Raw genomic sequence first — 26,774 nt, 5'->3', positions numbered from 1 at the left:
GGTTGACCAGTCCTCTGAGTATTCCATCAGATAGACCGTCACCAGGTGAACATACGAGGATTCATTCGGGAAAAGTCCTCACGGATTCTGTCAATTCTGACCTTTTTTACGCTTTTTTCGGACGCCGGATCCCGAGATATACCGCAAATCCCGCAACAGTCACAAAAATCATCATCAGGATTGTGCTTACATAAGAGCCGCTGCGGTCATACAGTCTGCCCGCAATCGTGGATCCAAACGACGCAATCAGCAGATTCGTATTAATGACAGAGAAATTCATGGAATAATGCGTACGCCCGTAAAAATCACTGATCAGTGCGGAATTGGTCGGTGTAACCCCTCCATAGGAAAATCCGCCGCAGACAAATCCCAGGATAATCAGCCCGAAGCTGCCGGTTCGAATTGCTGTCAGAAGGATCAGGCCGGTCACCAGAAATCCGATCATTACCACTGCCATCGTGGGACGATATCCCCCTTTGTCATACATTGTCCCGAATATCACCCTGCCGATTCCGTTCAGTATGGAAATCAGTCCCACAACCGTGGCAATGGTGCCGGCACTGACCGTACTGCCTACCTGCGCGGCGATTCCGCTGGCCTGCGATACCAGCGCCAGTCCTGCCACGCTCAGAAGGACCGCCCAGATATAATAGAGCCAGAAGGATACTTTTTTCATCATTTCCCCGGTTCCGATATCCAGCGCCGGTGCCCTTCCTTCTTTTTTCTTTTGGTTTCCATCAGATGCCGGCGCATAATTTTCAGGCGGAGCAGTCACAAAAATGCTGCATACCATCAGAATCACGAAAATAATGATTCCCATCATGCGAAAGGTCATTTTCCAGGCGTCATCCCCGGTTGGCGGAGCTGCCGCCGCAAACAGCTTGCCCACAAGAAACGCGCTGAGTCCGAATCCCATCAGCAAAATTCCGGAAATCAGTCCCTGCTTATCCGGAAACCAGGCAGACATGGTGCTCATGACCGCGTTGTAGCAAAATCCGGAGGCTATTCCGCACAGAATTCCAAACCCCAGATACAAAGGCAGAATGGAAGCGCCCGTCAGAGATGCCAGGAAGAATCCGGCCAGAAACAGCACACCTGCCAGCAAAATATAGATTCTGACCTTGATCCGCTTTGCCAGGATACCTGCCAGCAGACAACCGATGCAGAACAATGCCATCACCAGCGTAAAAGTCAGTGACAGCGCCGTTGCGCTCCATTCCGGCCGCGCGGCGCTTATAGTCTTTGCCATCACAGACCAGGCATAGACCATTCCTGCCAGCAGCAGAATAATTACGCCGATTACTGCGTAAAACCATCGTTTCATACGCTCTCTCCTCTCAAAAAATACCGCGGCAGTTCCTGCCGGTTTTCGGCAGAAAATGCAGCGGTTTTCCCTGTATATTTATCTCACCGGCAAACACCGGCAGATATATTATAGCACGCAGACGGCGCATTTTCACTGTTTATTAGAACGCGCTCCCCCCGGCCTTCTCCCTTGACCGGAAAGCCTCCCATGACTACAATAAGAACGATTTCCCTGCCGGATTTCCGGCAGGTTACAGAAAGGCGAAACCATGAATTTTATGAAAACACGCCGTCCCATGGTGCTTAAACTGGTGCTTCTGTGTATCTTTGTGGCTGCTGCTGTCACCTTCACAGCCCATGACAGCCGGTTTTACCGGCAGCCAGTGGGCAAAGTTACCGCTGTCACCAAAGACAATGTCTCCGGAGCCGCCGGGACTTCCGGCGAAAAGACTTATACCCGGCAGCTGACTCTGACACTTCAGAATACCGAATATAAGGGACAGACGGTATCCATCACCAATACCTATACCACTTCCCTGTTCCGCACCTCCGCCTATCACAAAGGCGAGTACCTATTTCTGAAGTTAAACACGAATGCATCCGGCATCCGGTCCGCCCAAATCCTGCAGGTTAAGCTGGATGTCATCTGGGCGCTTCTGCTGTCCGTATTTATTTCCCTGGTGATCCTGATTGCCAGCCGGCGCAGCCTGCTGATTTTTGCCTCTCTGGCACTGAATCTTCTGGTATTTATCCTGGGCATGCGGGGACTGTACCACGGCACCCACGCCGCCGTACTGACGGCGGTCCTGACGGCAGTCTTCATCACGGCCGCCCTGCTGCTGTTAAACGGCAGTACCGCCAAGTCCTGGGGCGCGATCCTGTCCTCTCTGGCAACGGTGCTGCTTGTGGTCGGGCTCTATGAGCTGATCCTTCGGTTCACAGCCCCTCCCGCCTATGAATTCATTGATTACGCCAACGGCAACGAGCCGCTGGAATCCTACTATCTGGCCAGTCTGGTCTTCGCGATTCTCGGCGCGGTAACGGATGTGGCCATTACCATCCACGCCGCTGTCAGCGAGATCACCGCCACGGCCTCTGATCTCCGGCTCCGGGATATTGTGCAGTCCATCCGGGCTATCAGCAATGACATCATGGGCACAATGATCAATGTCCTGTTCTTTACCTTTATCTGCGGGGAACTTCCGGTCAGCATTCTGAAGCTGGCAAACGGCTATTCCATGATCACCCTTTTTAAATACGGGGCGGAATTTGAGATCATTCGCTTCCTGACCGGTGCCATCGGTATCGCCGCCGCGATTCCTATCTCCGGATTTTTTGCTGTATTACTGAAGAAAGGAGCCCTTCGCAAATGATGATTCTGATTCTGACTGTCGTTCTCTTCGTCCTGCTGGTGGCCATCGGGGACGAACGGGGTGTGGCCTCCATGTTCACCATCCTTGGAAATATGCTGCTGATGCTGCTCTGCTTCTACCTGATCGCCCATGGGAAAAATCCCTATCTGGTGACTGCTGTCTGCGTCCTTCTGTTCCTTCTGCTGACCCTGTTCGCCCAAAACGGCGCCAATCCGAAGACCGCCGCTTCCTTCCTTTCGGTTCTGATCGTCTTATGCGCTGTCACCGGTTTCAGCGCCTGGGTCATTTATGCCGGCAGTCTCGGCGGTTTCGGGGAACTCTATATCTACGATGAGGAGATCTCCTTTTTAAACAGCGAAATCGGCATCAGCGCCAATGCCCTGCTGATCTGTTCGATTCTGCTGGGCGTACTGGGTGCTCTGACCGATACGGCGCTGGCCGTCTCCTCCGCCCTGTATGAAGTCCACGCGAACAATCCTTCTCTGGGTTTCCGGGAATTATACCGCTCCGGCAGCAGAGTCGGACGGGACATTCTCGGCACCACCATCAATACGCTGCTTTTCGCGGAATTCGGTGAATCGTTCTTTATCTGGATGATCTTTCTGCGACAGGGATATACCCTGCCCCAGCTGCTGAATTCCCGCTCGCTTCTCCAGGAAGTCCTGCTGATTTTCGCGGCAAATATCGGCTGCCTGCTGATTATTCCCCTGACTGCCGCAGTCACCGCCGGACGGCTTCAGCCGTCCCGGCAGGATTCTCCTGCCGGAGACGTCTGATCCGCAGGTTTTCCGGGTCTTTCCCTGCAGACACTGTATCTCTGGCGCTGGCTGCTGCCGCCAGGCGCTATTCTGCCTCATCCGAGGCATGCCATTTTGGGAACCTTTCCTGTCTGTTTCCGCCGGACCCTATTCCGTCTGTCTGGTCTGCTCCCAGTAAGCCCCCATGCTCTGTCCCGGCTGATCAGTCACCTCATCGATCAGATAGGCTTCCAGCCCGGCAGTCTGCGGCTCCCAGCGCCGCGCTTCTTCTTCCGATTCGTATTCTACTTCGGCATAATAAAATTCCGAAGGACTGCCGGCGTCCACACAGCTGACCTCCAGCATATGGCCGTCCGGCAGGCGGTAATCCCGGCGCTCTTTGGTAATCAGGGGCGCGCCGATGAAGGCGGCCAGCCGTTCAAACAAATCCGCATCGATTTCCGTCTCGATTTCTTCCCGGGCAAGCCTTCCCTTTCCCTTAAAGCACAGAATATCATGGGTTTCCCCGGCTTCTTCCGCCTCCCGGCGGATCCGCACGGTGGGACGCACCGAGATATAGCCCTGCCGCATCTGATAGGTATGTTCCGGTCTCCCCGTATCTTTTTCTTCCGGCCAGCCGGCTACCATCCATTTCCGTTCGATCTCCATCACGCTGCTCCTTCTTTCTTCCAATGCTGCTGCACGCATGCGCGGGGCCATCGTTTTCCCCCCCCGAACACCTCTTCAAATGTATCTTTGCCATGCTCCGCGCATGTCACAGGTTCATCTGGCTGCTTCCAGAACAGTATAACCGGATTTTTTACAAAATGTCGATATATTCTCCCGAAAGCGCCTTATTCATGCTTCTTACCGCGCAGAATTTGCCGCACATACTGCAGGCTTCCGCATGGTCATCTTCCGGCAGGCGGTCTTCCCGGATCTTCCGGGCCGTTTCCGGATCCAGCGCGCAGGCAAACTGCGCCTCCCAGTCCAGTTCCCGCCGGGCGTCCGCCATCCGGTCATCGATGTCCCTGGCGTGAGGAACCCCTTTGGCGATATCCGCCGCATGGGCCGCGATCTTCGAGGCGATGATCCCCTGTTTTACATCTTCTACATTCGGCAGCGCCAGATGCTCCGCCGGTGTCACATAACACAGAAACGCCGCTCCGCTGGCTGCCGCCAGAGCGCCGCCGATTGCCGCCGTGATATGGTCATATCCCGGCGCGATATCCGTCACCAGGGGGCCCAGTACATAAAACGGCGCGCCCATACAGATGGTCTGCTGTACCTTCATATTTGCGGCGATCTGATCCAGCGGCACATGTCCCGGTCCTTCCACCATGACCTGCACATTGTGGGCCCAGGCCCGTTTGGTCAATTCGCCCAGGCGCACCAGTTCCTCAATCTGGCATACATCCGTAGCGTCTGCCAGACATCCCGGCCGGCAGGCATCGCCCAGAGAAATGGTCACATCGTGCTGTTCACAGATCTCCAGGATCTCATCATAGTGTTCATAAAACGGATTTTCCTCTCCGGTCATGCACATCCAGGCAAAAACCAAACTGCCGCCGCGGCTGACCAGGTTCATCTTCCGCTTGTGGGTTCGGATCTGATCGATGGTTTTTCTGGTGATTCCGCAGTGAAGCGTGACAAAATCCACGCCGTCTTCCGCATGCAGACGAACCACATCCACAAAGTCTTCCGCCGTCAGCTCCGCCAGATCTCTCTGGTAATGAATCACGCTGTCATAGACCGGCACCGTACCGATCATCGCCGGACATTCTCCCGTAAGCTTTTGACGGAACGGCTGTGTATTTCCATGGCTGGACAGGTCCATAATGGCTTCCGCTCCCAGATCCACCGCATGCATCACTTTTTTCATCTCCACGTCATAATCCTTGCAGTCTCTGGAAATTCCCAGGTTGACATTGATTTTTGTACGCAGCATGCTGCCCACACCCTCCGGATCCAGTGATGTGTGGTGGATATTGGCGGGAATCGCCACTTTGCCTTCTGCCACCAGTTCCCTAAGCTTCTCCGGCTCCATATATTCCTTCCGTGCCACTGTCTCCATCTGCGGGGTGATAATGCCTTTCCGTGCCGCGTCCATCTGTGTGGTATATGTTTTCATGATAAACTCCCTCTCTTTCAGAAATTCTGTGCAGCTGTTTCGTGACAGCCTTCGGTCTCTTCCGCTCCCTGTCTGCCGGCTGCGGTCTGATCCGGATCCTCCGCGTAATAACCATGCACCGCAAAGCCATGGTTCAGCGGGCCGCTTCCATTTCCAAGATCCAGCATGGCCGCCAGTGCCTCTGATACATACTCTTTTGCCCGCTGCACGGATGCTGTCAGGGAAAATCCCTTGGCCAGATTCGCCGCAATCGCGCTGGACAATGTACAACCGGTTCCATGGGTGTTCGGATTCTCAATCCGCCTGCCTGCAAACCAGGTAAATTCCGGATCTGCGGGGTTCCGGACCAGCAGGTCACTGGCCCCCCGGCTGCTGTGTCCGCCCTTGCACAGTACCGCGCATCCATATCTGCGGACAAGACTGGCTGCTGCCGAACACATCTCTCCCTCTTTCGTGATCTTCTGTCCGGTCAAAGCCTCTGTTTCCGGAAGATTCGGCGTAAGAACTGTCGCCAGCGGAAAAAGCTCCCGGGTCAGCGCATCTGCCGCGTCTTCTTTCAGCAGCTCTGCTCCGCTGGTAGATACCATAACCGGATCCAGCACGATATAACGCGGCTGATACTCTTTTAACTTCTTCGCGATGGAGCGGATTAGTTCCGTATCCGCCACCATGCCGATCTTAACCGCGTCCGGAAAGATGTCCGTAAACACCTGATCCAGCTGTGCCTCCAGACACTCCGGATCCGTGCATCTGATCACAGATACGCCGGTGGTATTCTGCGCTGTCAGAGCTGTGACCGCGCTCATGGCATACACGCCATTGGCCATCATCGTCTTGATATCTGCCTGAATTCCGGCGCCTCCGCTGCAGTCGCTGCCAGCGATTGTTAATGCTGTCCTCATACATTTGCCTCCTGTCTGAGTCTTCATTATTTTGTATCGCGACAGAAGGTGGTGCCCCCAATCTGCCGCTTTCCTGATGGCGGATCCTGCCGCCGAATGTCCGGACCTGTCCATGGCAGAAAACTTTCCGCAAAGTTTTCTGCCATAGAAAAAAGCGGCACCCTCTCGGATGCCGCTCAATCGTTCTGAACTCTTTTCCGCATCCTGCCCCAGTTTTGGCAGAATGCAGATTATTTCCCTACGTTGGCATTATCCACATCAGGTATCGGTCGAGACAGTATCAGTCTCCTCTCAGCCTGCTTCTGCAAGCTCCCTGTTATGTGATTGCAGTGCCGCAAAATCCACCCCAGGCAGATAATTCCGCCGGTCTGTCAGATTTCCAACACGTTACATTTATTATAAGCGCACCGGCAGCATTTCGCAATGGGCAGCCCGCTGTTTTTTCGGTATTTCTCTGATTTTTCCCGAAATGTGTCTGAAATTGTCCGAAACAGTATACAAAATTGTTTTTTTCAGCCGGAAAGCGTATAGTTACTGTTTTGGAAGGTATCTCTGTACGGATGCAGAAAGGAGTAGATCCATGGATCTGATTCAGCGAAATAATGACACCATCCTGCACATGACCATGAGCTGTGTCGGCGGTTTTACCGGCGTCTATGCCATCATGCTGCGGGATCACAATTTCGGTCAGGCCGCCACCGGCAACCTGCTGGAGCTCTTCAGCCGAATCGTAATCGGCCATTCCTGGTATGAAGTACTCTGGCGCGCTACAGCTCTGGGACTGTTTGCCTTGTTTCTCGGACTGGCCCACATGCTGGAACGCCGGCTGCCCGGACGCAGCCGTCTGATTTGTATTCTGGCGGAATACGCGGGAATCCTGATTACGGGGCTGATTCCCCCATCTGCTCCGCCGATTCCCGCGTTGTTTCCGGTGTTTGCGCTGACTGCTTTTCAGTGGGGCAGCTTCGCCGGCGCCAGGGGCTTCAGCTGTTCCACCATCTTTTCTTCCAACAATCTGAAGCAGACGGTCTTCTCCTTCCAGGATTACCGCCAGACCGGGGATCCACGGATGAAAGAAAAATTTCTCTTCTTTCTTTCCACTCTGATCTGCTTCTATGCCTCTGCCACGGCAGGCGCGTACCTGGTCCTGCACCTCGGTGCCCGGAGCATCTGGCTGTGCTGGATCCCCCTTTCCCTCGCGTTGTATCTTACCCTGGCCGCTGTCCGTCAGCCAAAGGAAGAGATTTCACCTTGCAGTCCGTCCTCTGCAATTGTAAAATAATATTAAGATAACTACTGTATCATTTATTTCCTGCAGAAGGAGCATCCACATGAATCATAAAATGCAGCTTGAACTGACCCAGAAGCAGACCATATCCCAGCAGATGCTCCAGTATATGGACATCCTGCAGATGAGCGCAGCCGAACTTGAAGCCCATATCGAAGCGGTTTCCATGGAGAATCCGGTACTGGAACTGGCGGATCCGGATCAGCCGTCCCGCACAGATTCCGAAATCGACCGGCAGCGCAAGCTGGAGTGGCTGGAATCCACCGATTATCAGAACAAAGTATACTATCAGTCCGACAGTTCTGCCGAATATTCCCAGGAAAATCTTCACGACATTTCCGAAGATGGAAAAGCCCTGTCCGAATACCTGAATTCCCAGCTCATGTTCTTTAGCTACAGCCCGGAAGAACAGCAGATCTTAAACTATCTGATCTATTCCCTGGATTCCAAGGGATACTATACCGAAGATCCGGCGATTCCCGCCGCCCAGTTCCATGTGTCAGAGCATACGGTGCTTCATCTGCTGCAGGAGATCCAGAACCTGGATCCTGCCGGAGTCGGTGCCCGGGACCTGAAAGAATGCCTGGTGCTTCAGCTTCACCGCAAGAAAAATTACTCCGCCATCACCGAACAGGTCATCCTGTTCCATCTGGACGAAGTCGCCAAAAACCACATCCCTCAGATCGCAAAGAAAATGAAAGTGACCACCGAAGATGTGCTGGCCGCCTGTGAGGAGATCCGCACCTTCAATCCGAAGCCCGGCAACTCCTTCAGCAACCGGGAACACCTGCGCTACATCAGTCCGGATGCCATTGTCATCAAGACAGACCAGGAATTCGACATCCTCATCAACGAATACCAGTATCCCCGGTTTTCCATGAATCCTTTCTATGTGGATCTGGCCAAACAGACCACGGACAAAACCGCCAGAAAATATCTGAAGGAAAAGATCCAGCAGATCCAGAGCCTGTCGGACAGCATCGGCATGCGCACTTCCACCCTGTCCAAAGTCATGCACGCCCTGGTGACCCGTCAGAAGCTTTTCTTCCTGCGGGGACCCGGCAACAAAGTGCCCATGGGACTTGCGGATCTGGCGGAAGATACCGGTCTTCACGAATCCACCATCAGCCGGACCCTCCACAGCAAATATCTGCAGTGCAGCTGGGGCGTATTTCCGCTGAATTATTTCCTGACACCGGTCGCTTCTGTCTCCCGCACTTCCGGGGAAGAGCAGACCCAGGAACACATCCTGGCCAAAATCCGGGAAATCATCGACCGGGAAGACAAAAAGAAACCCCTGAGTGATGAAGCCATCCGCAAAGAGCTGGAACAGTTCGACATCTCCATCTCCCGCCGCACGGTCAACAAATACCGGCAGGAACTGGGCATCCCGGACAAAACCGGCCGGAAAGAATACCATACCCAGTGACCGAAAAAACCAGGAAGCACAGGATCCGCCTGCCGCGGAATCCATTGCTTCCTGGTTTTTTTCAGTAAATGCCGCAGCCGCTGCATGTCATCGCCCGCTCCTTTACCGTCAAATACCCATGCGGCGGACCGGGCTGCATGGGTATCTTTTATTTTTGCTGTTTTATTTTTTTATTTTTCATGCAGACGTTCTCACACATACCGATGTCTGCCCATCAGCAGATACAGCAGCCGCCTGCCTCTCCTTCAGCTGGAAATGACTGCTTTCGTCACTTTTCCGCCTTTTACCTGGATGATCATACCGAGACCATTGTTTGCGTTTACCAGTTTTTTCCAGTCTTTCTTTGAAATCCGGAGAACATCTTCCCCATAGGAATAATATTTTGTCTGTTTGGTAAGTTTGTAGCTCCGTGTTTTTCCTTTTAAAATTTTGCTGTTGTCTTCCCACAGTTTCTGTTCGGAAGATGCCTGTTCGATTCTGCCTCTGGTGATGACTTTTGTATTCGTCGCTTTTACCTGATTGTTCAGGCAGGTTTTCTCAAACCATGTGGTTTTCGGCGCAGCCATCGCCGGAGCGCTATATGCCAAGACCTGTGCCGGAATAGATATGATTGCTAATCCTGTGAGTACATTCGTGATGATTCTTCTTTTCATAACACAGCCTCCTGCTCTTTGATTGATACCTGTATTGTACGTGATGAATGTGAAAATACCGTTTAAAACATGTATCTTTCCTGTTTCTTTTTTGTAACAATTACAAGGCATCTGCCCGGGGGCTGTTTTCATTTTTTTGTCATGGTTCTGAAAAATCTGTGCGGATCTGTCACATCCCGGCTTCCGCCTGCAGCGCTTTCAGCTGTGGATAATCTGTTTTCCCGTTCTCCCTTCGCGGAATTTCTTCCAGGGTCCGTAATATCACTGCCTTGCCCGGAATTCCCCCCTCCTTTTCCAGAAAGTTCCGCACTGCTTCCGGCGCGGGATTTCCGGCCTTCTGTTCCATGCACAGAAGGATTCCGGTATCATCTCCCACACAGGCGCAGCTGACCTCCGGCCACCGGCCGGTCACCAGCTGTTCCACCTGATCCAGGCTGATTCGCTTTCCGAACAGTTTTACAAACCGCGCCCGCCGGCCGGTAATATAGTAATATCCGTCCCTGTCCCGACGGGCCAGATCTCCGGTATGCAAAGTCTGGTGCCGGCAGTCCCCCAGCTGCAGGTCTTCTCTGTTTTCCGCATATCCCATCGACACATTGGGACCGTGATAGACCAGTTCGCCTTCCTGATCCGCCCCGGTAACCGGAGCCCCCGTTTCATCCGCCAGTTCCATCGTTCCGCCGGGGATGGCTCTTCCGATGCTGCCCGGCTTCTCCAGACATTTTTCCCAGGGAAGGTACGCCATCCGGGCCGTCGCTTCTGTCTGTCCGTACATCACATAGAACCGAATCCCCCTCTTTCGTGTCCATTCCGCCATATACCGCTGCAGCTCTTCCGGCAGATGTCCGCCGGCCTGCGTAACCGTCCGCAGCGAAGGCACCGGGATATCTTCCAGATGGAACCGATGGAACAGTTCGTAAGTATAGGGCACGCCGGACAGGGCCGTGGCGCCGGCCGTTTGCAGGAATTCCCAGAACTGCTGCTCCAGTATGCTGCGTTCCGTCACCAGGAGGCAGGCGCCCCTGTACACATGGCTGTGAATCACAGACAGCCCATAGGTATAGGACAGGGGCAGCATGGTCACTGCCCGGTCCGCCGCTGTGATTTCCAGATATTCCGCAATGGATTCCGCGTTGGACTGAAGATTCCGGCAGGACAGCCGCACTGCTTTCGGACTGCCGGTACTGCCGGAAGTAAGCAGCAGAAGCGCCAGGTCCGGATGCATCCTTACCTTTTCGGAATGCAGCATCCGGATGTTTTTCTGCCTGCCGTCAATCAGTCCGTTGGGCTGATACCTTTTCACCAGCTGCCTTTTCTGCTCCTGTCCCAGCGTTTCCGGCAGCATCAGCGGTACATGGCCCATACGCAGCAGTCCGAGATAAATCGCAAGATCCGCCGCCCGTCTGCCCCCTGTAAAAAAGATCAGGCTGCGGGCCGGCAGGCCGCTCAGGAAACGCTCCTGCCAGTCCCAGACTTCCCCGTAGCGAAACGTTTCTCCCTGCTCGGTGATCAGCATCGGCCTGTCCTGATATTCTCTGTGTCTTTCCCAGAAATACATCTGTGCCACTCCTCCATCTCTATGCCCTGTCCGCCGGCATTCATTTCCGCACGCAGCCCTGCTCTGTCACCTGCCCGGCTCCGAAAGCAGCCGCAGCAGATCCTTCCGGTCCCAGTACAGAGAAAACTGCAGTGCCTCCCCCATTGGCACCACACGGTCCACACCGGCGCATCCTGCGGCCCGGATCTGCTTCCAGAGTGTCTCCCCATCGATTTCCGCCACTGTCACCGTCTGTATTTCTCCGGTCAGGAAAGGAAACAGTTCCTCCGTCCGCTGAATCCGGGCTTCAAAAAACAGCCCCAGCTTCCCCTCCAGACGGCTGATACGCTCCGGAAGCTCCCGAACTTCCACGGTCCACACCTGCCTGCTTCTCCGTTTCACCGGCTTCAGCCCCGTTTCCCGCAGATAAGCCAGGCAGAGTTCCCGGTATTTCTCCATCATTTTTCCGGCATCCATCGGGTAATCCGACGCATAGCGGCACACCAGCTTCCACCAGGTCCGACGCAGCCGGTCCGTTTCTCCGGCGCTGAGATTTCCGGTTTTCCACAGCAGAAGTTTCGGACTGGAGCAGGCATTCTGATCCGCCGGGTATGTATCCCCGCAAAAGCGGATGGCATACTGTTCCAGCGCCTCTCGGGACAGTCTGTTCATACGCTCCGCGTCCAGCAGACTGATGGAATATTTTCCGGGAAAAAGCAGATCTGCCGGATACCCCGAACCTGTGCCGCGGATCCGGCTCAGATGTTCGGTCACTGCTGTGCTGCCCCAAAGCATCCGCCCCTGGCACAGGTCCGTCAGCCCTTCCAGGATCCGGTCATTTCTGTCAAAACGAATCAAGGCGTTGGACTGGTGAAATTCCCGGAATTCCGGAAGTTCAAACACTTCTTTGACTTTCCGGCACAAAAGTTCTGTCTCCGGATGTGTTTTGGACGGGATACGGACGATGTTCCCGTTTCCTGCCAGCAGCGCGGCTGCCCAGGAATAGCCGAACATCACCGGCATATTGGACGGCGCGATGTGCAAAATGGTGCCTTTCCCCTGCCGAGATCCGTCCCCAGACCTCAGCAGTCCCTGCACATGGCCGGGTCTGCACCAGAACCCGAAGGCATATACATCCGGCTGCTTCCTGCATGCCGGGTCTGACAGAATCCGGTCCGACAGGGTTCCGAAAAACGCGGCCGTCTTTTGGTCGCCGACTCTCCGGATCTTCCGCAGCGGAGGAAAGGTTCCTGCCAGCACAGTGATCCCGTCCTTCTGCTGTCCTGCGCTGCCATCCTTCTGACTACCGTCTTCTGATTCTGCGAAAGTATCACTGCATCCGCGGATTTCCGCCTGTTTCATCCTGCCAAGCACCCGAAAATACCTGCCCGCTTTCCCGCAGGGACAGTCATCCTCCCCCAGCACAACCCCCAGATCCTCCGTCAGAATATTGTGTCCCGGATAGGAACCGGGCAGAAGAGACTGACTGACAATGACACCCGGCGTACCCGCCGGACATTCTCTGCCGGTCATCGGATCCACGATCCGGATCCGCCCGTAGGGGTTTTCATGCAGATGCCCCTGTCCACACGCCAGAAAAATACTCCCGGTCTGCTCCGCCATGCCATAATAATCATAGATTTCTGCGCAGCCGCAGGCCTTTCGGATTCCATCCCGGAACGCTTCCGGCGATACGGCGCGATCCTGCATTTTCTTCCAGCCGCCCCCGTGGATCACAAGACAGTCTGACAGATCCGGCTTATGGTCTGCCTCCAACAGGGGCTGACAGAAATACTTCCACAAAAGGAAGGTAAAGCCGAAGATCAGCCCTTTTTTTCCTTTGACCAACCGTTCATAGTTTCGGATATTTTCCCAGTTTAACGTATGATCTGCATGCAGCGCGTAAATCCGCTTCGAAGCCATAAGTGAAAATCCGAGAATTCCCGCTTCCCGCGCGGAAAAGGAAGCGCTGTGCTTCAGCAGCTCCGGGGAATCCACAATCAGCATGGGAACCCGCTCCGTTCCCAGCACACCGGATACAATCTGATACAGCGCCATCTGCTGCGCCCTGGCGGTTTCCGCATCCAGCCAGATCCTGGATCTTTTCTGTCCAGAACTCCCGGATGAAGAAAGCTGTCCGATCAGATTTTCCTGTTCTGTGCTGTACAGATCCACTGATTTAAATACCGCTGCCGGCAGCGCCGGCATTTCTTCCCCCAGTCCCCGGCACAGCCGCTCATAAGGCGGGCAGTGGAGCCGGTGGTACCGGTTTAAAGCTTTCAGCTTTTCCTCAAATCCGCCGGCCGGACACTCCCCTTCTGCTTCCGGCCGTTTTTTTCCTCCGGCTGTCATGCCTTCTCCCGGATCGGGCAGCCATAGGCTTCCAGGATATCCATCCCTTTTTCGTAAGATGAAAAATTCAGTACATCCAGAGTGGACAGATGCACCAGAAACAGTTCTTCCATTTCATTCATCAGATCCATGTGGGCAATGGAGTCCCACTTCTGAATTCCCCGGTATTTCAGGCCCGGAAGGTCCTCTTCCGCAACGCCGAGAATCGTGGTAAACGCGCGATTGTATTTTTCAAGATTTGTCATGATTTTTCCTCCTTCTGTTCCATCGGCGCCTGTTCCACCTGCACCGTTTCCGGCGGAAACAGCCGTTTCAGCAGCAGCTGCCGGTACTCAGCCTCCACCGCCCTTGTATGATCTTCTTTGGTGCATACGCCCTGCAGCAGGCAGCAGTAATGATTCGGATATTCCTGAATCCCAGTCACCCGGATTTCCGCGCAGACCGTCTCCCCGGGATACACCGGCGCCAGATAACGCACGGATTCCTCCAGCAGCACGGTGCCTTCTCCCGGCAGTTCTGTTCCCATTACCCCGGACAGGAGACTGCTGACAAATACGCCGTGGACCACTGGTCTGTGATACAGTGTGGTTCTGGCAAACCCGCGGTCCAGGTGCATGCGGCTGGCATCCTGTGTCAGTTCCGCAAACCGGCAGACCTCTTCCTCTGTAAAGGTATGGGTCAGAGATACCCAGGCGCCCACTGCGATTCTCGTCCGCATCCGTTGCTGCGCCTCGCTGTCCTCCGGCTGCCGCGGATCACCGCCTCCCGCCGGCTGCGCATTGCTGTCTCCCGGCTGCCGCGGACCAGTGCCTCCTGCCGGCTGCGCATTGCTGTCTCCCGGCTGCCGCGAATCAGTGCCTCCTGCCGGCTGCGCATTGCTGTCTCCCGATTTTCCGGAATTTCCCCGGTCAATCAGTTCCTGTATCTTTTGCACCGCCTGCTTCAAATCGGCAGGCTGGCGGATCACACAGATCTCATCTCCCGGCAGACTGCTGCTGTCCGCACAGCCCGTAAGGCATCCGTTTACCACAATCCACAGGGCGCAGTAACGCTCCGGATCATACTGAATGGCAATCTCCGGAAACCGTTGTAAAAGCTGCGCCACCAGCCGGGATCGGTCATAGGCGGGATTGCAGCCGCCGCAGTAACGGATCCCGATGTTATATCTGCTCATGGTTCAGTATTCTCCTCGCCAGATCCTGCAGTTCCTCGCTGACTGCCTGCACCAGTACCACATCTTTCACCTCCGGCAGCGCGTTCCGGATTTCCTCCGCAATCAGTTCTTCTGTCGTGATGCGCGCAGACGGGCAGCCGGCACATTTGCCGGTCAGACGGATTCTGCAGATTCCGTCCCGACAGGACAGAACCTGCACATCTCCCTCGTGGGCCAGCAGTGCCGGGCGTACTTTTTCATCGATTACCGCTTCTATTTTCTGAATCACTGTTCTTTCCTTTCTGTTTCTGCATGCTCTTCTTTAAGTTATATATGCAATTCCTGTTCCATTTTCGCATTCTGCTGTCCGGCAAAAAATCTGGCGGTTTTTTCCGGCTTTTCGCCTGATTTTCCGCCCGCTTCCCGGCGCTTCGGCAGGCAAAGCGCCCAAGCAGCCATCCCACGGAGGCAGCAGCACCGCCTTCTGTGGCAAAACGGAAGCATACGTTCCGCCCTTCTGTTGCAGACCGGAAACAGTTTTTCAGCGCCGGCCGCCAAATTTCCGGAAAATCCGGGAAAAAATCCGCTGCCGGCGCCCTTTGTCTTCTGGCATGAAGTTTGCATAGTTTTTATTGTCAAATAAACAAACGATTAGCAGAAAGGAACATAAGAATTATGGCACTGATGACAGGTGAACAATATGTGGAAAGTATCCGCAAAATGAACATGCAGATCTATATGTTCGGCAAAAAAATTGAAAATCCCACAGAAGATCCCATTCTGCGGCCTTCTCTGAATTCCGTCAAAATGACCTACGATCTGGCGCAGATCCCGGAATATGAAAACCTAATGACCGTTACCTCACCCTATACCGGTGAAAAGGTCAACCGTTTCACCCATATCCATCAAAGCACGGAAGATCTTCGCAATAAGGTAAAAATGCAGCGTCTGCTCGGGCAGAAAACAGCTGCCTGCTTCCAGCGCTGTGTCGGCATGGACGCATTCAATGCCGTGTTCAGCACATCCTATGACTGCGATCAGGCCCACGGCACATCCTATCATCAGAACTTCCTGAACTATCTGAAGTTCTGCCAGGAAAAAGACCTGACGGTGGACGGCGCCATGACCGATCCCAAGGGAGACCGTTCCAAAGCGCCCCATGCCCAGGAAGATCCGGATCTTTACCTGCGCGTCGTGGAACGCAGACCGGACGGCATCGTGGTACGGGGCGCGAAAGCCCATCAGACCGGTATCGTGAATTCTCATGAAGTCCTGGTAATGCCCACCATCGCCATGGGCGAAGACGACACAGACTACGCGGTATCCTTTGCTGTTCCGTCCGATACGGAAGGCATCTATATGATCATCGGCCGGCAGTCCTGCGACACCAGAAAAGCAGAAGGCGACACCATTGATGTGGGCAACAAGGAGTTCGGCGGCGTAGAGGCGCTGGTGGTCTTTGACGATGTATTTGTGCCCAATGACCGTATCTTCCTGAACGGCGAATACGAATTCGCCGGCGTCCTGGTAGAACGGTTCGCCGGTTATCACCGTCAGTCCTATGGCGGCTGCAAAGTCGGCGTAGGTGATGTGCTGATCGGCGCGGCTGCAGTTGCCGCCGAATACAACGGCGTACAGCGCGCTTCCCACATCAAGGATAAACTGATCGAAATGACCCATTTAAACGAAACCCTGTTCTGCTGCGGCATCGCATGTTCCGCAGAGGGCTCTGCCACACCTTCCGGCAACTACATGATCAATCTGCTGCTGGCCAATGTGTGCAAACAGAATGTCACCCGTTTCCCTTATGAAATCGCTCGTCTGGCCGAAGATATTGCCGGCGGACTGATGGTAACCGCTCCTTCGGAAAAAGATCTAGACGATCCGAAGCTGGGTCCGGTCATTGACAAATACTTCAAAGGCGTCAGCAATGTATCCACAAAGAACCGGATGCGCATTCTCCGCCTGATTGAAAACCTGACGCTGGGCACCGCAGCGGTAGGCTACCGCACCGAATCCATGCACGGCGCCGGTTCTCCCCAGGCACAGCGCATCATGATCGCCCGCCAGGGCAATCTTGCCATGAAAAAAGCTCTTGCCAGATCCATTGCACAGATCGATGAATCTGAAAATAAATAAATGATACTTCTACCCTCTATGAGTCTAACCCTTTGAAATTTTTACCATTTTGATCACTGGCAGGAGGACAGAGAAGGGGCTGCCGGATTGGCAGTCCCCTTTCTCTGTCCGGTAATTTTCTTTTCTGAATTGCCGAAAAAAGCAGGCCCTCTGACACCGACTGTGTTTTTCAGACACAGTCGGCGTCAGAGGGCCTGTCCACATACGAAATCAGGAGAGGCTTAAGGTTTCATTCATACTGCCGGTCCGGTAGCCTTCCAGATCCATGGTTACATACGAAAAGCCGTATGCATGCAGCTGTTCCGCGATCTGCTTCCGGATGGCTGGCTGAACCAGCCGCTCCAGTTCCTCCGGCTTTACTTCGATCCGGGCAATGGTCCCGTGGATCCGCACACGCACCTGGTGGAAATCCATGTCCAGCAGCAGCTGTTCCGCACGGTCCACCATTTTCAGTTTTTCCTCGGTAATCTTTTCCCCGTATACAAACCGGGACGACAGGCAGGCAAAGGACTGTTTCTTCCAGGTCGGCAGCCCCAGTTCCCGGGAAAGAATCCGTATCTCTTCCTTGTTCAGCTTTGCGTACCGCAGCGGGCTGCGAATGCCCAGCTCCTCCACTGCCTGCAGACCCGGCCGGTAATCCCCGTTATCATCCATGTTGGATCCTTCCACCACTTCCGCCATTCCCTGGGAAACGGCAATCTCCTTCATTTTTTCAAACAGTTCCTTCTTGCACAGATAGCAGCGGTTTACCGGATTCTCGCAGAAACCCTCGATCTCCAGTTCCTCCGAATGGCAGATCATGTGTCGGATGCCCTCCGCAGCGCAGTACTGCTGCGCCTCTTTCAGCTCCCGTTCCGGAAAAGAACAGGACTCCGCAGTCACTGCCACTGTCCGGTCCCCCAGCACATCCCGGGCGGTCCGCAGCAGGAAGGTGGAATCCACCCCGGAGGAAAAGGCCACTGCCGCGCTTCCCATGTCTTTCAGGTATCCACGCAGTACCTGATATTTTTCAAATAATTCATCCCCCACCTGTTCTCTGTTCACTGTCTGCATCGATCGAAAATCTCCCTTCTTTTTCTCGGTTTTCCTGTACTCCCGTTTTATTTGATAAAACTGTCAATCGCCTGATTCAGCGCATCCACGGCCTCCAGGTCCCCCTGCTCCACCGCGTCTACAATACAGCTGCTGATGTGTTCCTTCAAAATCACTTTTCCCGTATTATTAATGGCGGATTTGACCGCAGCCAGCTGAATCAGAATCTCCGCGCAGTCCCGTTCATCTTCCACCATCCGCTTAATGGACTGCAGATGGCCGATGGCCCGGGCCAGACGATTTTTGATCTTTACCGTCTCCTCATGGGCATGCACATGCATGTGGCGCTTCCCTTCCTGATCTGTATGCGTATGAATCCTGGTTTCTGACATATCCGGCCGTCCTTTTCTACTGTTTTTTCTGAAGGATTTTCGAGGCCAGGCACGCAGCCCCGTATCCGTTATCAATATTCACCACACCGATGCCGTTGGCACAGCTGTTTAACATGGACAAAAGCGCGGCCACACCGCCGAAGCTGGTTCCGTAGCCGACACTGGTCGGCACCGCAATCACCGGTGTCGGCACCAGGCCGCCCACCACACTGGCCAGTGCGCCTTCCATTCCCGCGATGACAATCACCACGTCTGCCTCCAGGATCTGATCCATTTTCATAAACAGCCGGTGGATACCTGCCACGCCCACGTCATAGACCCGTCTGACCTCATTGCCGAAAAATTCCGCCGTCACAGCCGCCTCTTCCGCCACCGGAATATCCGAAGTCCCTGCGGTAACAACGGCAATCCGGCCGGTTCCCTCTCCTGTTTCGTGGAAATCCCCCGCAGTGATGATCCTTGCCGCCTCATGATATTTTGCGTAGGAAGCGGCCAGAAGCACTTCCTGATAATCCTCCCGCGAAGCCCGGGTCACCATGACCCGTTCATTCCACTTCATCATATGGTCCACGATCTCCCGGATCTGCTTCGACGTTTTCCCCTGGCCGAAGATCACTTCCGCCTGTCCGGTTCTGATATTTCGATGCTGGTCGATCATCGCGCAGCCGATTTCCTCATAAGGAAGGCGTTTCAGGGTATCGACGGCCTCATCAATCCCCATGCTGCGGTCTGCCACCTGTTTCAGCAGCTGTTCCAGGTATGCTCTGTCCATGCTGTCTCCTCTTTTCTGTATTAAATCCCTACATATTCAATCGGTTTTCTTGTTTGTTTTTTATAATACAGTGCAACTTTTATGCCAGATTTTTTTCTTATCTCCGCCTGATCCCGCCGCTCCGGGAAAATCCCTTCGAACAGCTGCGCCCTTCGGCTCCCCCGCCGGGTTCTGCAGAAAATCAGCCGGTTTCCGCCTGTTTTCTCCCGGATCCTTTCGCTGCCTGCCGCCTTCCGCCGAAGAATACCTGCCGTCTTCGGCCGCAGGACTGCCGGCTGTTATCGAAATGTTCTGAATTTTTGTTGCATTTCAGAAATCATTCGTCAGCTTCTGTTGCGCCTGGGAAACGTTTTTGAATTGTTTTTCCTGTTTTTCTTGTTGCGTTTATGCAACTGCTTCGGAAACATCCGTTTACAGATATTTTTTCCTTTGCTATAATGTGGTAAAATGCTCTTATGCTCCGAATCCGGTTTTCCGGATTCTCATGCTGACACAAACTAACTGCTTTTGGAGGAGCCTATGGATCAATATGTAGCAATTCGCAGAATTTATGAACAACTTGACAACCTCAGCAGCACGATTGCGGATTCCGATACCCGTCAGAAACTGGAATCCATCAAAAATGAATTACTCATATTTTCCGACCGGGGAATTGATTACAAGGAAGTAGTGGACCAGCTGGACGACAGCATCTTTATCACAGATGCCGCCGGCACTGTCATCTATACCAATCCCGCCTACAGCAGAAATACCGGCATTCAGCCCGGAGATGTCATGGACAAAAACATCAGCGACCTCTGCGGCCCCGGCAAGCTGTTTACCGGCGGTGCCATCAACGATGTGCTTACAGCAAAGAAACCGGTCTTCCGGCTTTCCACGACCCACGCCCACGGCAAGCCTCTGCTTGGATATGTGGTGGGAACTCCCATCTTCAATCAGAAGGGTGAACTGACCCACGCAGTAGCTGTCAGCCGTCCGCTGGTCAAAATGAGTGCCCTGAAGTCCGACTTTTCCACCTTTGTCCAGGAACTGCAAAAGCTGCAGGCACCCGGCCCTTCCACGGTCAACGGCGAAAACAGCCTCAGCAGGGAAATGATCGGGAAAGACACGTCCCTCGCCAATATCTATACCCTGATCAGCCATGTGGCCGCTTCCGACGCCACCGTTCTGATCACCGGCGAATCCGGCGCCGGCAAAGAAGTGCTGGCGGATGAAATTTACAAAAACAGCAGCCGGGTGGGCAAACCCTTTGTCAAAGTAAACTGCGCGGCGATCCCGGCCTCCCTGATGGAATCCGAGCTCTTCGGCTATGAAAAGGGCGCTTTTTCCGGCGCGAATTCCAAGGGAAAAACCGGACTCTTTGAAATGGCCAACCACGGCACCCTCATGCTGGATGAAATCGGAGACATGCCTATGGACCTGCAGGTCAAGCTGCTGCGCGCCATCCAGTCCCAGGAAATCACCCGTATCGGCGGCACCACGCCGATCCATCTGGATATCCGTTTCCTGGCGCTGACCAATTCCGACCTGAAGGCAAAAATCGCCAATGGCGAGTTCCGTCAGGATCTGTATTACCGGCTGAATGTCATTCCCATTCATGTGCCGCCGCTGCGGGGCAGAACAGTGGATATTCCGGCGCTCTGCAATTACTTTATCGATATCTTTTCCAAGAAATACAGCCGCCCCTTCCGTCTGACGGAGCATCAGTACAGCCTGCTCTGCCAGTATCAGTGGCCCGGCAATATCCGGGAGCTGGAAAATGTCATGGAATATCTGGTGCTGTGCAGCTCCGGCATCGGCCAGGTGCAGGATGATGTCATCTGCTCCCTGCTGAATGTATCCAGCGAGGAAGAGACCCTCTCCTTATCCGCCGATGGCATGAACTACAGCGATTCCGTTGCCATGTTTGAAAAGCAGCTGCTGGAACGGGCGCTGGCGGAATCCTCCAACCTGCGGGAAGCCGGCGCGAAGCTCGGGCTGAACGCCTCCACGATTTCCCGGAAAATCAAGCAGCTGGGCATTGAATACGCCAACAGCAAATCATAAGAAACCGATCCCGCTGGCTGACCGGTGTGAAATCCGAACCTGCTGATCGAGTCAGAGACGGTGATGAACCGCCGAAGGCATCAGAAAAAGAGAGCCGCAGCCTGCAGCTCTCTTTTTCTATGGTATTCTGTTGATTAATTTGCACTGAAGTTACGCGTTTTCTACCTGTTTCACGCCTTCTTTATTTTCAGCCTTCTCAGCTTCCTGCCAATCCAGATTGTATTTGTGGTCTTTTGTAATTCCTACCACAATCATGTCGCCCAGCGCGAAGCATGCCACTACAATATAAGCACCTCGTAAGCTTCCGGTTGCATGGAGCGCAAGTCCGTCAATCAGAAAGGCCACGCAGGTCATGATCGCCTGAATCGGGAATACGACAGAGTTCATTTTCTCAAATCCCTGACGGCCGAATACGGAAGTAGGGAAGGAAGACATAAAGTTGGCGGATCCGCCGATGGACAGACCGATCATCACAACTGCCAGATACATACTCCAGGTGGTTCCCAGTACATTGGCCAGCACCGCCAGAGCATACCAGAGGCAGAAGAAGATCATGGTCCTCTTGGTACCGAATTTATCATCCAGCAGACCGATCAGCCAGGAGCCGAAGATTCCCACAACCGCTACCACAGTCATCATCAGGACTGCCTGCTGCTGAGTCATTCCCAGCTCGATGTTTCGGGATACCAGCTGTGACATTACGCCTGTGGAGCAAAGCTGAAGGATACCGGTAGCCAGTCCGACGGTCCATACTTCCTTGGTCCGCAGCAGCTGGCCGATGGTCCATCTGCTGTCGGTGGCGTCCGCTTCATTGGTGTCATACTCTTCCGCATACACTTCATCGGATACATTATCCGGGTTCTGTCCTCTTTCCTTCGGGTCATCCTTGATCAGCGCAAAGCTGATAATGCCCAGGATAATGACTAAAATAGAAGGAATAATTACCGCTTTTTCGAAGGAAATCTTTGCGGAGAAACTGGTCATCATCAGCACCCAGGTGGCGGATGCGATATTCAGCCCCATGGTGGTGTATCCCATAACGATTCCCTTGCGTTTCGGAAACCACTTTGCTACCAGCGCGCCGCCGGCTACATAGCCGGAAGACATGGCAGAACCAATCAGAAATGTGTAAGCAATGGTGTATCCCAGAAGACTCGGCGGATTGCCGATGAAATAGAAGGAAATACCGGAGATAATCAGGCAGATGCCTGCCACTTTCTTCGCGCCGATCTTACGGCACAGCTGACTCATCAGAATATAGAATACAACGCCGATCAGACCCGCGTAGGAGTTCCTGGTCAGCACAATGCCCGCATCCACTCCAAGGTGCGCTGCCGCCGCAGGCGCCGATACATTGTTTCCATCCGTACAGAATCCGACGAAAAACCAGAACATCGCCATACAGAAGATGATAATTCCCCATCCGGCTTTACCAAATCCAGCCACTTTTACTTTATTATTGTTCATAACTTTTACCTCTTAACCTATTATCTCTGTGCCGGTTTCCCGGGCCGGCACAGAGTCCTTTGTATGGAGACCGGGGTTACGCGGAAGCAGAGATTCCGAATTTTCTGTCTGCTGCCGCCTTCACCATTTCATTCAATGTACTGAATTTTGTGCTTTCTTTGACAAAATTGTCCATCAGCAGTTCCGCATACACCATATAGTCCGCTTTCCAGTTGGCGATAACCGCGCTGGAATACTGAAACCCTTCAAAATTGCTGAAGTTGGTATTCTCCTGCATAAATTCATCATCAAAAATCAGTTCCAGAAGATCCCTCGTCTTCTCGTCCATCTCAATCGTGATATAACCGTTCATGTTCTCCATCACATTATTCTCCTTACTTTTCTTCAGCGCAGGCTCTCATCCGGATGTGCCTTGTAGTACTCGTCTGCTGCTTTGTACACATATTCTTTCCATACCGCAGCGTCTCTTGCCATGCAGGGACGGATGATTTCCTCTTCCTGATCGCCCATGCCGTTGATGACTTCTTTTCTCTGAACCGTCAGATACAGCGCCGGTTCATTGGGCGGGCATCCCAGGATCCAGTATGCATTCGGATGATCCTTCAGATATTTCTTGGTGCAGTTGCCGTGCAGGACAATTTTCTCATCGGGAATATCCTTCGGAATCTCATTCTTTCCGCCGATAACGATTGTCATGCCCGCGTTCTTGTCATACTCATCCACGGCCTTTAACTCTTCCATATTGATGGCCAGCAGGGCCTGGCAGCTGGAGCATGCGCCTTCACACTTCACATCGTATTCCGGCCAGCGTTTGCTCATGTCGCCGATATAAGGGATCCACATCTTTTTATAAGCATCCTCAATGGAATCGCCGGCCACATCAATCATATCCATGTCATAATTGCCCAGACCGGTTTCTTTTGCCACCTGGAAATAGGATACGCCGGATGTATCAATTCCCGTCACCTCGCAGGCCACGCGGTCCAGGGCAACCGGATCTTTCGAGCCGAGAATCATGTTGGTATCAATGGGCACCGGCATATGGGGAGAATATCCGGATGCGGCATGCATGGCATCCATAATGTTGATATCCGCCCGGCAGGCGCTCCACACATCCATCATTGCCATGGTCAGATTCTGCTGATGCATCTGCATATGTACCTTATCCTGAACTACACCTTTGATGTTCTTTAGCGCGCCGGAAAATACCATAGACGCGTGTGCCTTCAGAATCGGAAGGTTCACCAGATGATCGGCTTCCAGCAGAAATCTCGGGAGTTTCAGATGATCGATATTGGACTTGTAATCCCGGACCGCCACATTGATCAGATCCTTATCCCGTTTGATATCGATCATTTCCACGCCTTCTTCTTCACAGACGTCCTGGATTCCGCTGACTTTGAAACATTCCAGGGTATCGCATCCGATGGCTGCGGCCTCTGCCACAATGATCCGCTTCGGCTCTGCCTTTTTGATTTCACGGATACATGCCCTTACTGCGTCCGGGCTGGTGCAGACCGATGTCTCCGGGGGCTCTGCATGACCGATATTCGGTTTGATGACTACCGTCTCACCTTTTTTGATCATGTTGGTTACGCCGCCCATCAGGTCAAATACCCGTGTCATGTTCTCCTGAACATCCAGGCCTTTCGCCAGTGCAACTAATGATTTCTTTGCCATAATTTTCCTCCTGATACTACATCTATTTAACCTTTGCAAAGCTCAAAAATGTCCTGTACTTCCGTACTTCCGAGCTTTGAAAAATTCTCTCCGATAGTTCCGGTTCCGCCTAGCAGCTCCTCTGCCAGTTCCCGGCTGTCACTGGACTGGATCCCGGCGTCCTTCAGGGTCACCGGCAGTCCGCTCTGATTCAGAAAATGCTGAAACGCGGATATGCCATCCTGTGCCACATCCAGGGACGGTCTTCCCTCCGCGGGGATATCAAATACATCCGCCGCGAATTCCGCGATTTCCTTCGGATAGGGAATCATCATATATTTCAGCCACGCAGGCATCAGAATGGCCAGTGCGACGCCGTGCCTGATTCCGAACCGTTCCGTCAGGATATGTGACATTTCATGGCAGGCAAATACGCCGCCGAAACCGATTCTGTTACTGTGTGCCATGGTTGCGGCCCACATCAGCTGACTGCGGGTGTCGTAGTCCTCCGGATGGGCCAGCGCCTTCGGCAGCTCGATTCGCACTGTCCGCATCACCGCGGTGCACAGCAGCCTGCGCAGGGTACCGTACTCCGTACGGTCAAAATACCGTTCAAACGCATGGGCAAAGATATCCACCGCCCCTGCTGCCGTCTGGGCGGGAGGTACGCTTTCTGTCAGCTCCGGGTTCATAAGCGCGAATTTCGGATAGAGCAGCGGATGTTCATATGCCGTTTTCCGCCCGATCCGGTCATTGGTAATGACTGCGCAGCTGTTTGCCTCGCTGGCGGTCGCTGCCATGGTCAGCACCACACCCACTGGCAGTGCGTGTTTCGGCTCCGCCTGATGTGTGAAGAACTCCCACACCGGCTCCGGATTGCAGCTTCCGATGCTGACCGCTTTCGCGGTATCTATGACACTGCCGCCTCCTACCGCAAGCAGCACTTCAATTCCTTTGCTTCTGACGATTTCGCTGATTTCCTCCACCACAGACAGTTCCGGATTTTCTGTTATCCCGCTGAACGTTTCAATCCGGACCCCCTCCTCACGCAGCCGCTGCTCGATGCGATCCAACAGTCCGTTCTGGCGGATTCTGCCGCTGCCGTAGAGAATCATTGCTTTCTTCCCATAGGAAGCTGTCAGTTTTCCCACCTGTTCTTCCGCCTGATGTCCGAACAGGATCCTGGTCGGGTTATCCCATATGAAATCCTTCATATTCCGTACCTATACCGCTTCAATTACTACCGCTGTACCCATTCCACCGCCTGCGCACAGCGTTGCCACGCCATAACGGTTTTTCCGTCTTCTCATTTCATACATCAGGGAAATGACGATACGGGAACCGGTGGCTCCTACCGGGTGACCCAGGGAAATGCCTCCGCCGTTGACATTCAGCTTCTCATCCGGAATGCCCAGTTCTTTCTGGCAGGCCAGACACTGGGAAGCAAATGCTTCATTGATTTCAAACAGATCAATATCCTCTATGGTCAGTCCGGCCTTCTTTAATGCCTTCTGAGTGGCGCTGATCGGTCCGATTCCCATCAGGGCGGGATCTACACCTGTGGTTGCCACGCTGACCACACGAGCCAGGATCGGTACGCCCAGTTCCTTTGCTTTCTCCTCTGCCATCAGGATGACTCCTGATGCGGCGTCGTTCATGGTGGAGGCGTTTCCTGCGGTTACTCTGCCGTCTTCCTTGAACGTAGGTTTCAGTTTGCGCAGGCTTTCGATCGAGGCATCCCGCCGGGGTCCCTCATCCACGCAGTAGGTCATATCCCCTTTTCTTCCGTGTACGGTAACCGGGATAATCTCTTCTTCAAATCTTCCCGCGTCAATCGCCGCGACTGCCCGCTGCTGGGACCGCAGCGCGTATGCATCCATCTGTTCCCGGGTCACGTCATACTTTTCCGCCACATTTTCGGCAGTGATGCCCATGGCCGGTCCGATGCCCAGGTTGGTCAGGGAATCCCACATGGAATCCCTGAGTTCCATATGGCCGAATTTCTTTCCGTATCTTGCGTCAAACACCATGTGGGGCGCAGTGCTCATGCTGTCGGCGCCGCCGGCCATGATGCAGTCCGCTTCTTCCGCCCGGATCTGATAGAATCCCAGCTGAATGGCGGACATGGATGAGGTACAGTTTCTGTGCAGTGTGATGCCCGGCACGCTGTCCGGCAGTCCCGCCTTCACCAGGGCCACACGGGCCAAGTTGTTTTCCTTATAGGTTCTCTGATAGTTGCATCCCCAAAATACGTCTTCGATGCTTGCCGGATCAATCCCGGAACGCTGAATCAGATTCTGCATAACCGGAATCGACAGATCCAGGGATGTGATCGTATGGAACTGACCGCCCAGCTTTCCGATGGGGGTTCTGCATCCGGCAACGATAACTACATTTCTCACTTTTT

Annotated in this window: 24 protein-coding genes and 1 riboswitch; of the genes, 6 read left to right on the top strand and 18 right to left on the bottom strand. The window is 53.7% G+C overall.

Features of this window, described 5'->3' with window-relative positions:
- Nucleotides 1–106: 106 nt before the first annotated feature.
- Nucleotides 107–1,324, bottom strand: a complete 1,218-nt coding sequence (locus tag CXIVA_RS07525; protein WP_013977408.1) for an MFS transporter — start codon at nt 1,322–1,324, stop codon at nt 107–109.
- A 250-nt stretch (nt 1,325–1,574) separates the two neighbouring features.
- Here CXIVA_RS07525 and CXIVA_RS07520 point away from each other — a divergent pair, with 250 nt between their 5' ends.
- Nucleotides 1,575–2,678 carry a YibE/F family protein gene (locus tag CXIVA_RS07520; protein WP_013977407.1) on the top strand — a complete coding sequence of 368 codons (1,104 nt, stop codon included), beginning with the start codon at nt 1,575–1,577 and terminating at the stop codon, nt 2,676–2,678.
- A complete protein-coding gene (locus CXIVA_RS07515; RefSeq protein ID WP_013977406.1) occupies nt 2,675–3,454 on the top strand; it encodes a YibE/F family protein in 780 nt (259 codons plus the stop codon). The genes CXIVA_RS07520 and CXIVA_RS07515 overlap by 4 nt, the downstream gene beginning before the upstream one ends.
- Nucleotides 3,455–3,583: 129 nt before the next feature.
- Here CXIVA_RS07515 and CXIVA_RS07510 read toward each other — a convergent pair whose 3' ends face one another.
- From CXIVA_RS07510 to thiD, 3 genes are all read right to left on the bottom strand, one after another.
- Nucleotides 3,584–4,084 carry a hypothetical protein gene (locus CXIVA_RS07510; protein ID WP_013977405.1) on the bottom strand — a complete coding sequence of 167 codons (501 nt, stop codon included), beginning with the start codon at nt 4,082–4,084 and terminating at the stop codon, nt 3,584–3,586.
- Between the two features lie 151 nt (nt 4,085–4,235).
- A complete protein-coding gene (gene thiC / locus CXIVA_RS07505; protein ID WP_013977404.1) occupies nt 4,236–5,546 on the bottom strand; it encodes a phosphomethylpyrimidine synthase ThiC in 1,311 nt (436 codons plus the stop codon).
- Nucleotides 5,547–5,563: 17 nt separating this feature from the next.
- A complete protein-coding gene (gene thiD, locus CXIVA_RS07500) occupies nt 5,564–6,448 on the bottom strand; it encodes a bifunctional hydroxymethylpyrimidine kinase/phosphomethylpyrimidine kinase (RefSeq protein ID WP_013977403.1) in 885 nt (294 codons plus the stop codon).
- A gap of 216 nt (nt 6,449–6,664) precedes the next feature.
- Nucleotides 6,665–6,774, bottom strand: a riboswitch (TPP riboswitch).
- A gap of 254 nt (nt 6,775–7,028) precedes the next feature.
- Here thiD and CXIVA_RS07495 point away from each other — a divergent pair.
- Nucleotides 7,029–7,730 (top strand): YoaK family protein, encoded by a 702-nt coding sequence (locus CXIVA_RS07495; RefSeq protein WP_013977402.1) that lies wholly within the window; start codon nt 7,029–7,031, stop codon nt 7,728–7,730.
- A gap of 49 nt (nt 7,731–7,779) precedes the next feature.
- Nucleotides 7,780–9,165, top strand: a complete 1,386-nt coding sequence (rpoN, locus tag CXIVA_RS07490; RefSeq protein WP_013977401.1) for an RNA polymerase factor sigma-54 — start codon at nt 7,780–7,782, stop codon at nt 9,163–9,165.
- 245 nt (nt 9,166–9,410) lie between these two features.
- Here the strand turns inward: rpoN and CXIVA_RS07485 are convergent, their stop codons facing one another.
- The 6 genes from CXIVA_RS07485 to CXIVA_RS07460 all read right to left on the bottom strand — a co-directional run bounded on the left by CXIVA_RS07485 (nt 9,411) and on the right by CXIVA_RS07460 (nt 15,149).
- Nucleotides 9,411–9,818, bottom strand: a complete 408-nt coding sequence (locus CXIVA_RS07485; protein WP_013977400.1) for a hypothetical protein — start codon at nt 9,816–9,818, stop codon at nt 9,411–9,413.
- 169 nt (nt 9,819–9,987) lie between these two features.
- A complete protein-coding gene (locus tag CXIVA_RS07480) occupies nt 9,988–11,376 on the bottom strand; it encodes an AMP-binding protein (protein WP_013977399.1) in 1,389 nt (462 codons plus the stop codon).
- Nucleotides 11,377–11,442: 66 nt separating this feature from the next.
- Entirely contained in the window at nt 11,443–13,707 is a 2,265-nt protein-coding gene (locus CXIVA_RS13415; protein WP_013977398.1) for an acyl-CoA reductase, read from the bottom strand.
- A complete protein-coding gene (locus tag CXIVA_RS07470; protein WP_013977397.1) occupies nt 13,704–13,952 on the bottom strand; it encodes a hypothetical protein in 249 nt (82 codons plus the stop codon). Before CXIVA_RS07470 ends, CXIVA_RS13415 begins: the two co-directional genes overlap by 4 nt.
- The gene (locus tag CXIVA_RS13410) at nt 13,949–14,881 is read right to left on the bottom strand and encodes a MaoC family dehydratase (protein WP_013977396.1); all 933 of its coding nucleotides are present in this window, start codon (nt 14,879–14,881) and stop codon (nt 13,949–13,951) included. The genes CXIVA_RS07470 and CXIVA_RS13410 overlap by 4 nt, the downstream gene beginning before the upstream one ends.
- Entirely contained in the window at nt 14,868–15,149 is a 282-nt protein-coding gene (locus CXIVA_RS07460; protein WP_013977395.1) for a NifU family protein, read from the bottom strand. Before CXIVA_RS07460 ends, CXIVA_RS13410 begins: the two co-directional genes overlap by 14 nt.
- A gap of 386 nt (nt 15,150–15,535) precedes the next feature.
- Here CXIVA_RS07460 and CXIVA_RS07455 point away from each other — a divergent pair, with 386 nt between their 5' ends.
- Entirely contained in the window at nt 15,536–16,999 is a 1,464-nt protein-coding gene (locus CXIVA_RS07455) for a 4-hydroxyphenylacetate 3-hydroxylase family protein (protein ID WP_013977394.1), read from the top strand.
- Nucleotides 17,000–17,209: 210 nt separating this feature from the next.
- Here the strand turns inward: CXIVA_RS07455 and larE are convergent, their stop codons facing one another.
- The 3 genes from larE to larB are packed head-to-tail and all read right to left on the bottom strand — an operon-like array spanning nt 17,210 to nt 19,195.
- Nucleotides 17,210–18,052 carry an ATP-dependent sacrificial sulfur transferase LarE gene (gene larE / locus CXIVA_RS07450; protein WP_013977393.1) on the bottom strand — a complete coding sequence of 281 codons (843 nt, stop codon included), beginning with the start codon at nt 18,050–18,052 and terminating at the stop codon, nt 17,210–17,212.
- A 47-nt stretch (nt 18,053–18,099) separates the two neighbouring features.
- Nucleotides 18,100–18,423 carry a metal-sensing transcriptional repressor gene (locus CXIVA_RS07445; RefSeq protein WP_013977392.1) on the bottom strand — a complete coding sequence of 108 codons (324 nt, stop codon included), beginning with the start codon at nt 18,421–18,423 and terminating at the stop codon, nt 18,100–18,102.
- A 16-nt stretch (nt 18,424–18,439) separates the two neighbouring features.
- On the bottom strand, nt 18,440–19,195 hold the full coding sequence (larB, locus tag CXIVA_RS07440) for a nickel pincer cofactor biosynthesis protein LarB (protein WP_013977391.1): 756 nt from the start codon (nt 19,193–19,195) through the stop codon (nt 18,440–18,442).
- A gap of 519 nt (nt 19,196–19,714) precedes the next feature.
- Here larB and CXIVA_RS07430 point away from each other — a divergent pair.
- The gene (locus CXIVA_RS07430) at nt 19,715–21,241 is read left to right on the top strand and encodes a sigma 54-interacting transcriptional regulator (protein WP_013977390.1); all 1,527 of its coding nucleotides are present in this window, start codon (nt 19,715–19,717) and stop codon (nt 21,239–21,241) included.
- Nucleotides 21,242–21,391: 150 nt separating this feature from the next.
- Here CXIVA_RS07430 and CXIVA_RS07425 read toward each other — a convergent pair whose 3' ends face one another.
- The 5 genes from CXIVA_RS07425 to CXIVA_RS07405 all read right to left on the bottom strand — a co-directional run bounded on the left by CXIVA_RS07425 (nt 21,392) and on the right by CXIVA_RS07405 (nt 26,769).
- Complete coding sequence (locus CXIVA_RS07425) at nt 21,392–22,708, bottom strand: MFS transporter (RefSeq protein WP_013977389.1); 1,317 nt, start codon at nt 22,706–22,708, stop codon at nt 21,392–21,394.
- Nucleotides 22,709–22,784: 76 nt separating this feature from the next.
- Entirely contained in the window at nt 22,785–23,069 is a 285-nt protein-coding gene (locus CXIVA_RS07420; RefSeq protein ID WP_013977388.1) for a hypothetical protein, read from the bottom strand.
- A gap of 23 nt (nt 23,070–23,092) precedes the next feature.
- A complete protein-coding gene (locus tag CXIVA_RS07415; RefSeq protein ID WP_013977387.1) occupies nt 23,093–24,388 on the bottom strand; it encodes a DUF362 domain-containing protein in 1,296 nt (431 codons plus the stop codon).
- Between the two features lie 26 nt (nt 24,389–24,414).
- Nucleotides 24,415–25,581: an iron-containing alcohol dehydrogenase gene (locus CXIVA_RS07410; protein ID WP_013977386.1), complete on the bottom strand. Its 1,167-nt coding sequence runs from the start codon at nt 25,579–25,581 to the stop codon at nt 24,415–24,417.
- Nucleotides 25,582–25,590: 9 nt separating this feature from the next.
- Nucleotides 25,591–26,769, bottom strand: coding sequence for a thiolase family protein (locus tag CXIVA_RS07405; RefSeq protein ID WP_013977385.1), 1,179 nt, complete (start codon nt 26,767–26,769; stop codon nt 25,591–25,593).
- Nucleotides 26,770–26,774: the final 5 nt, after the last annotated feature.

The sequence above is a fragment of the Clostridium sp. SY8519 genome (assembly GCF_000270305.1).
Taxonomy (GTDB): domain Bacteria; phylum Bacillota; class Clostridia; order Lachnospirales; family Lachnospiraceae; genus SY8519.
The sequence above is the reverse complement of the archived record's forward strand: the minus strand, read 5'-3'. Positions and strand labels throughout refer to the sequence as shown.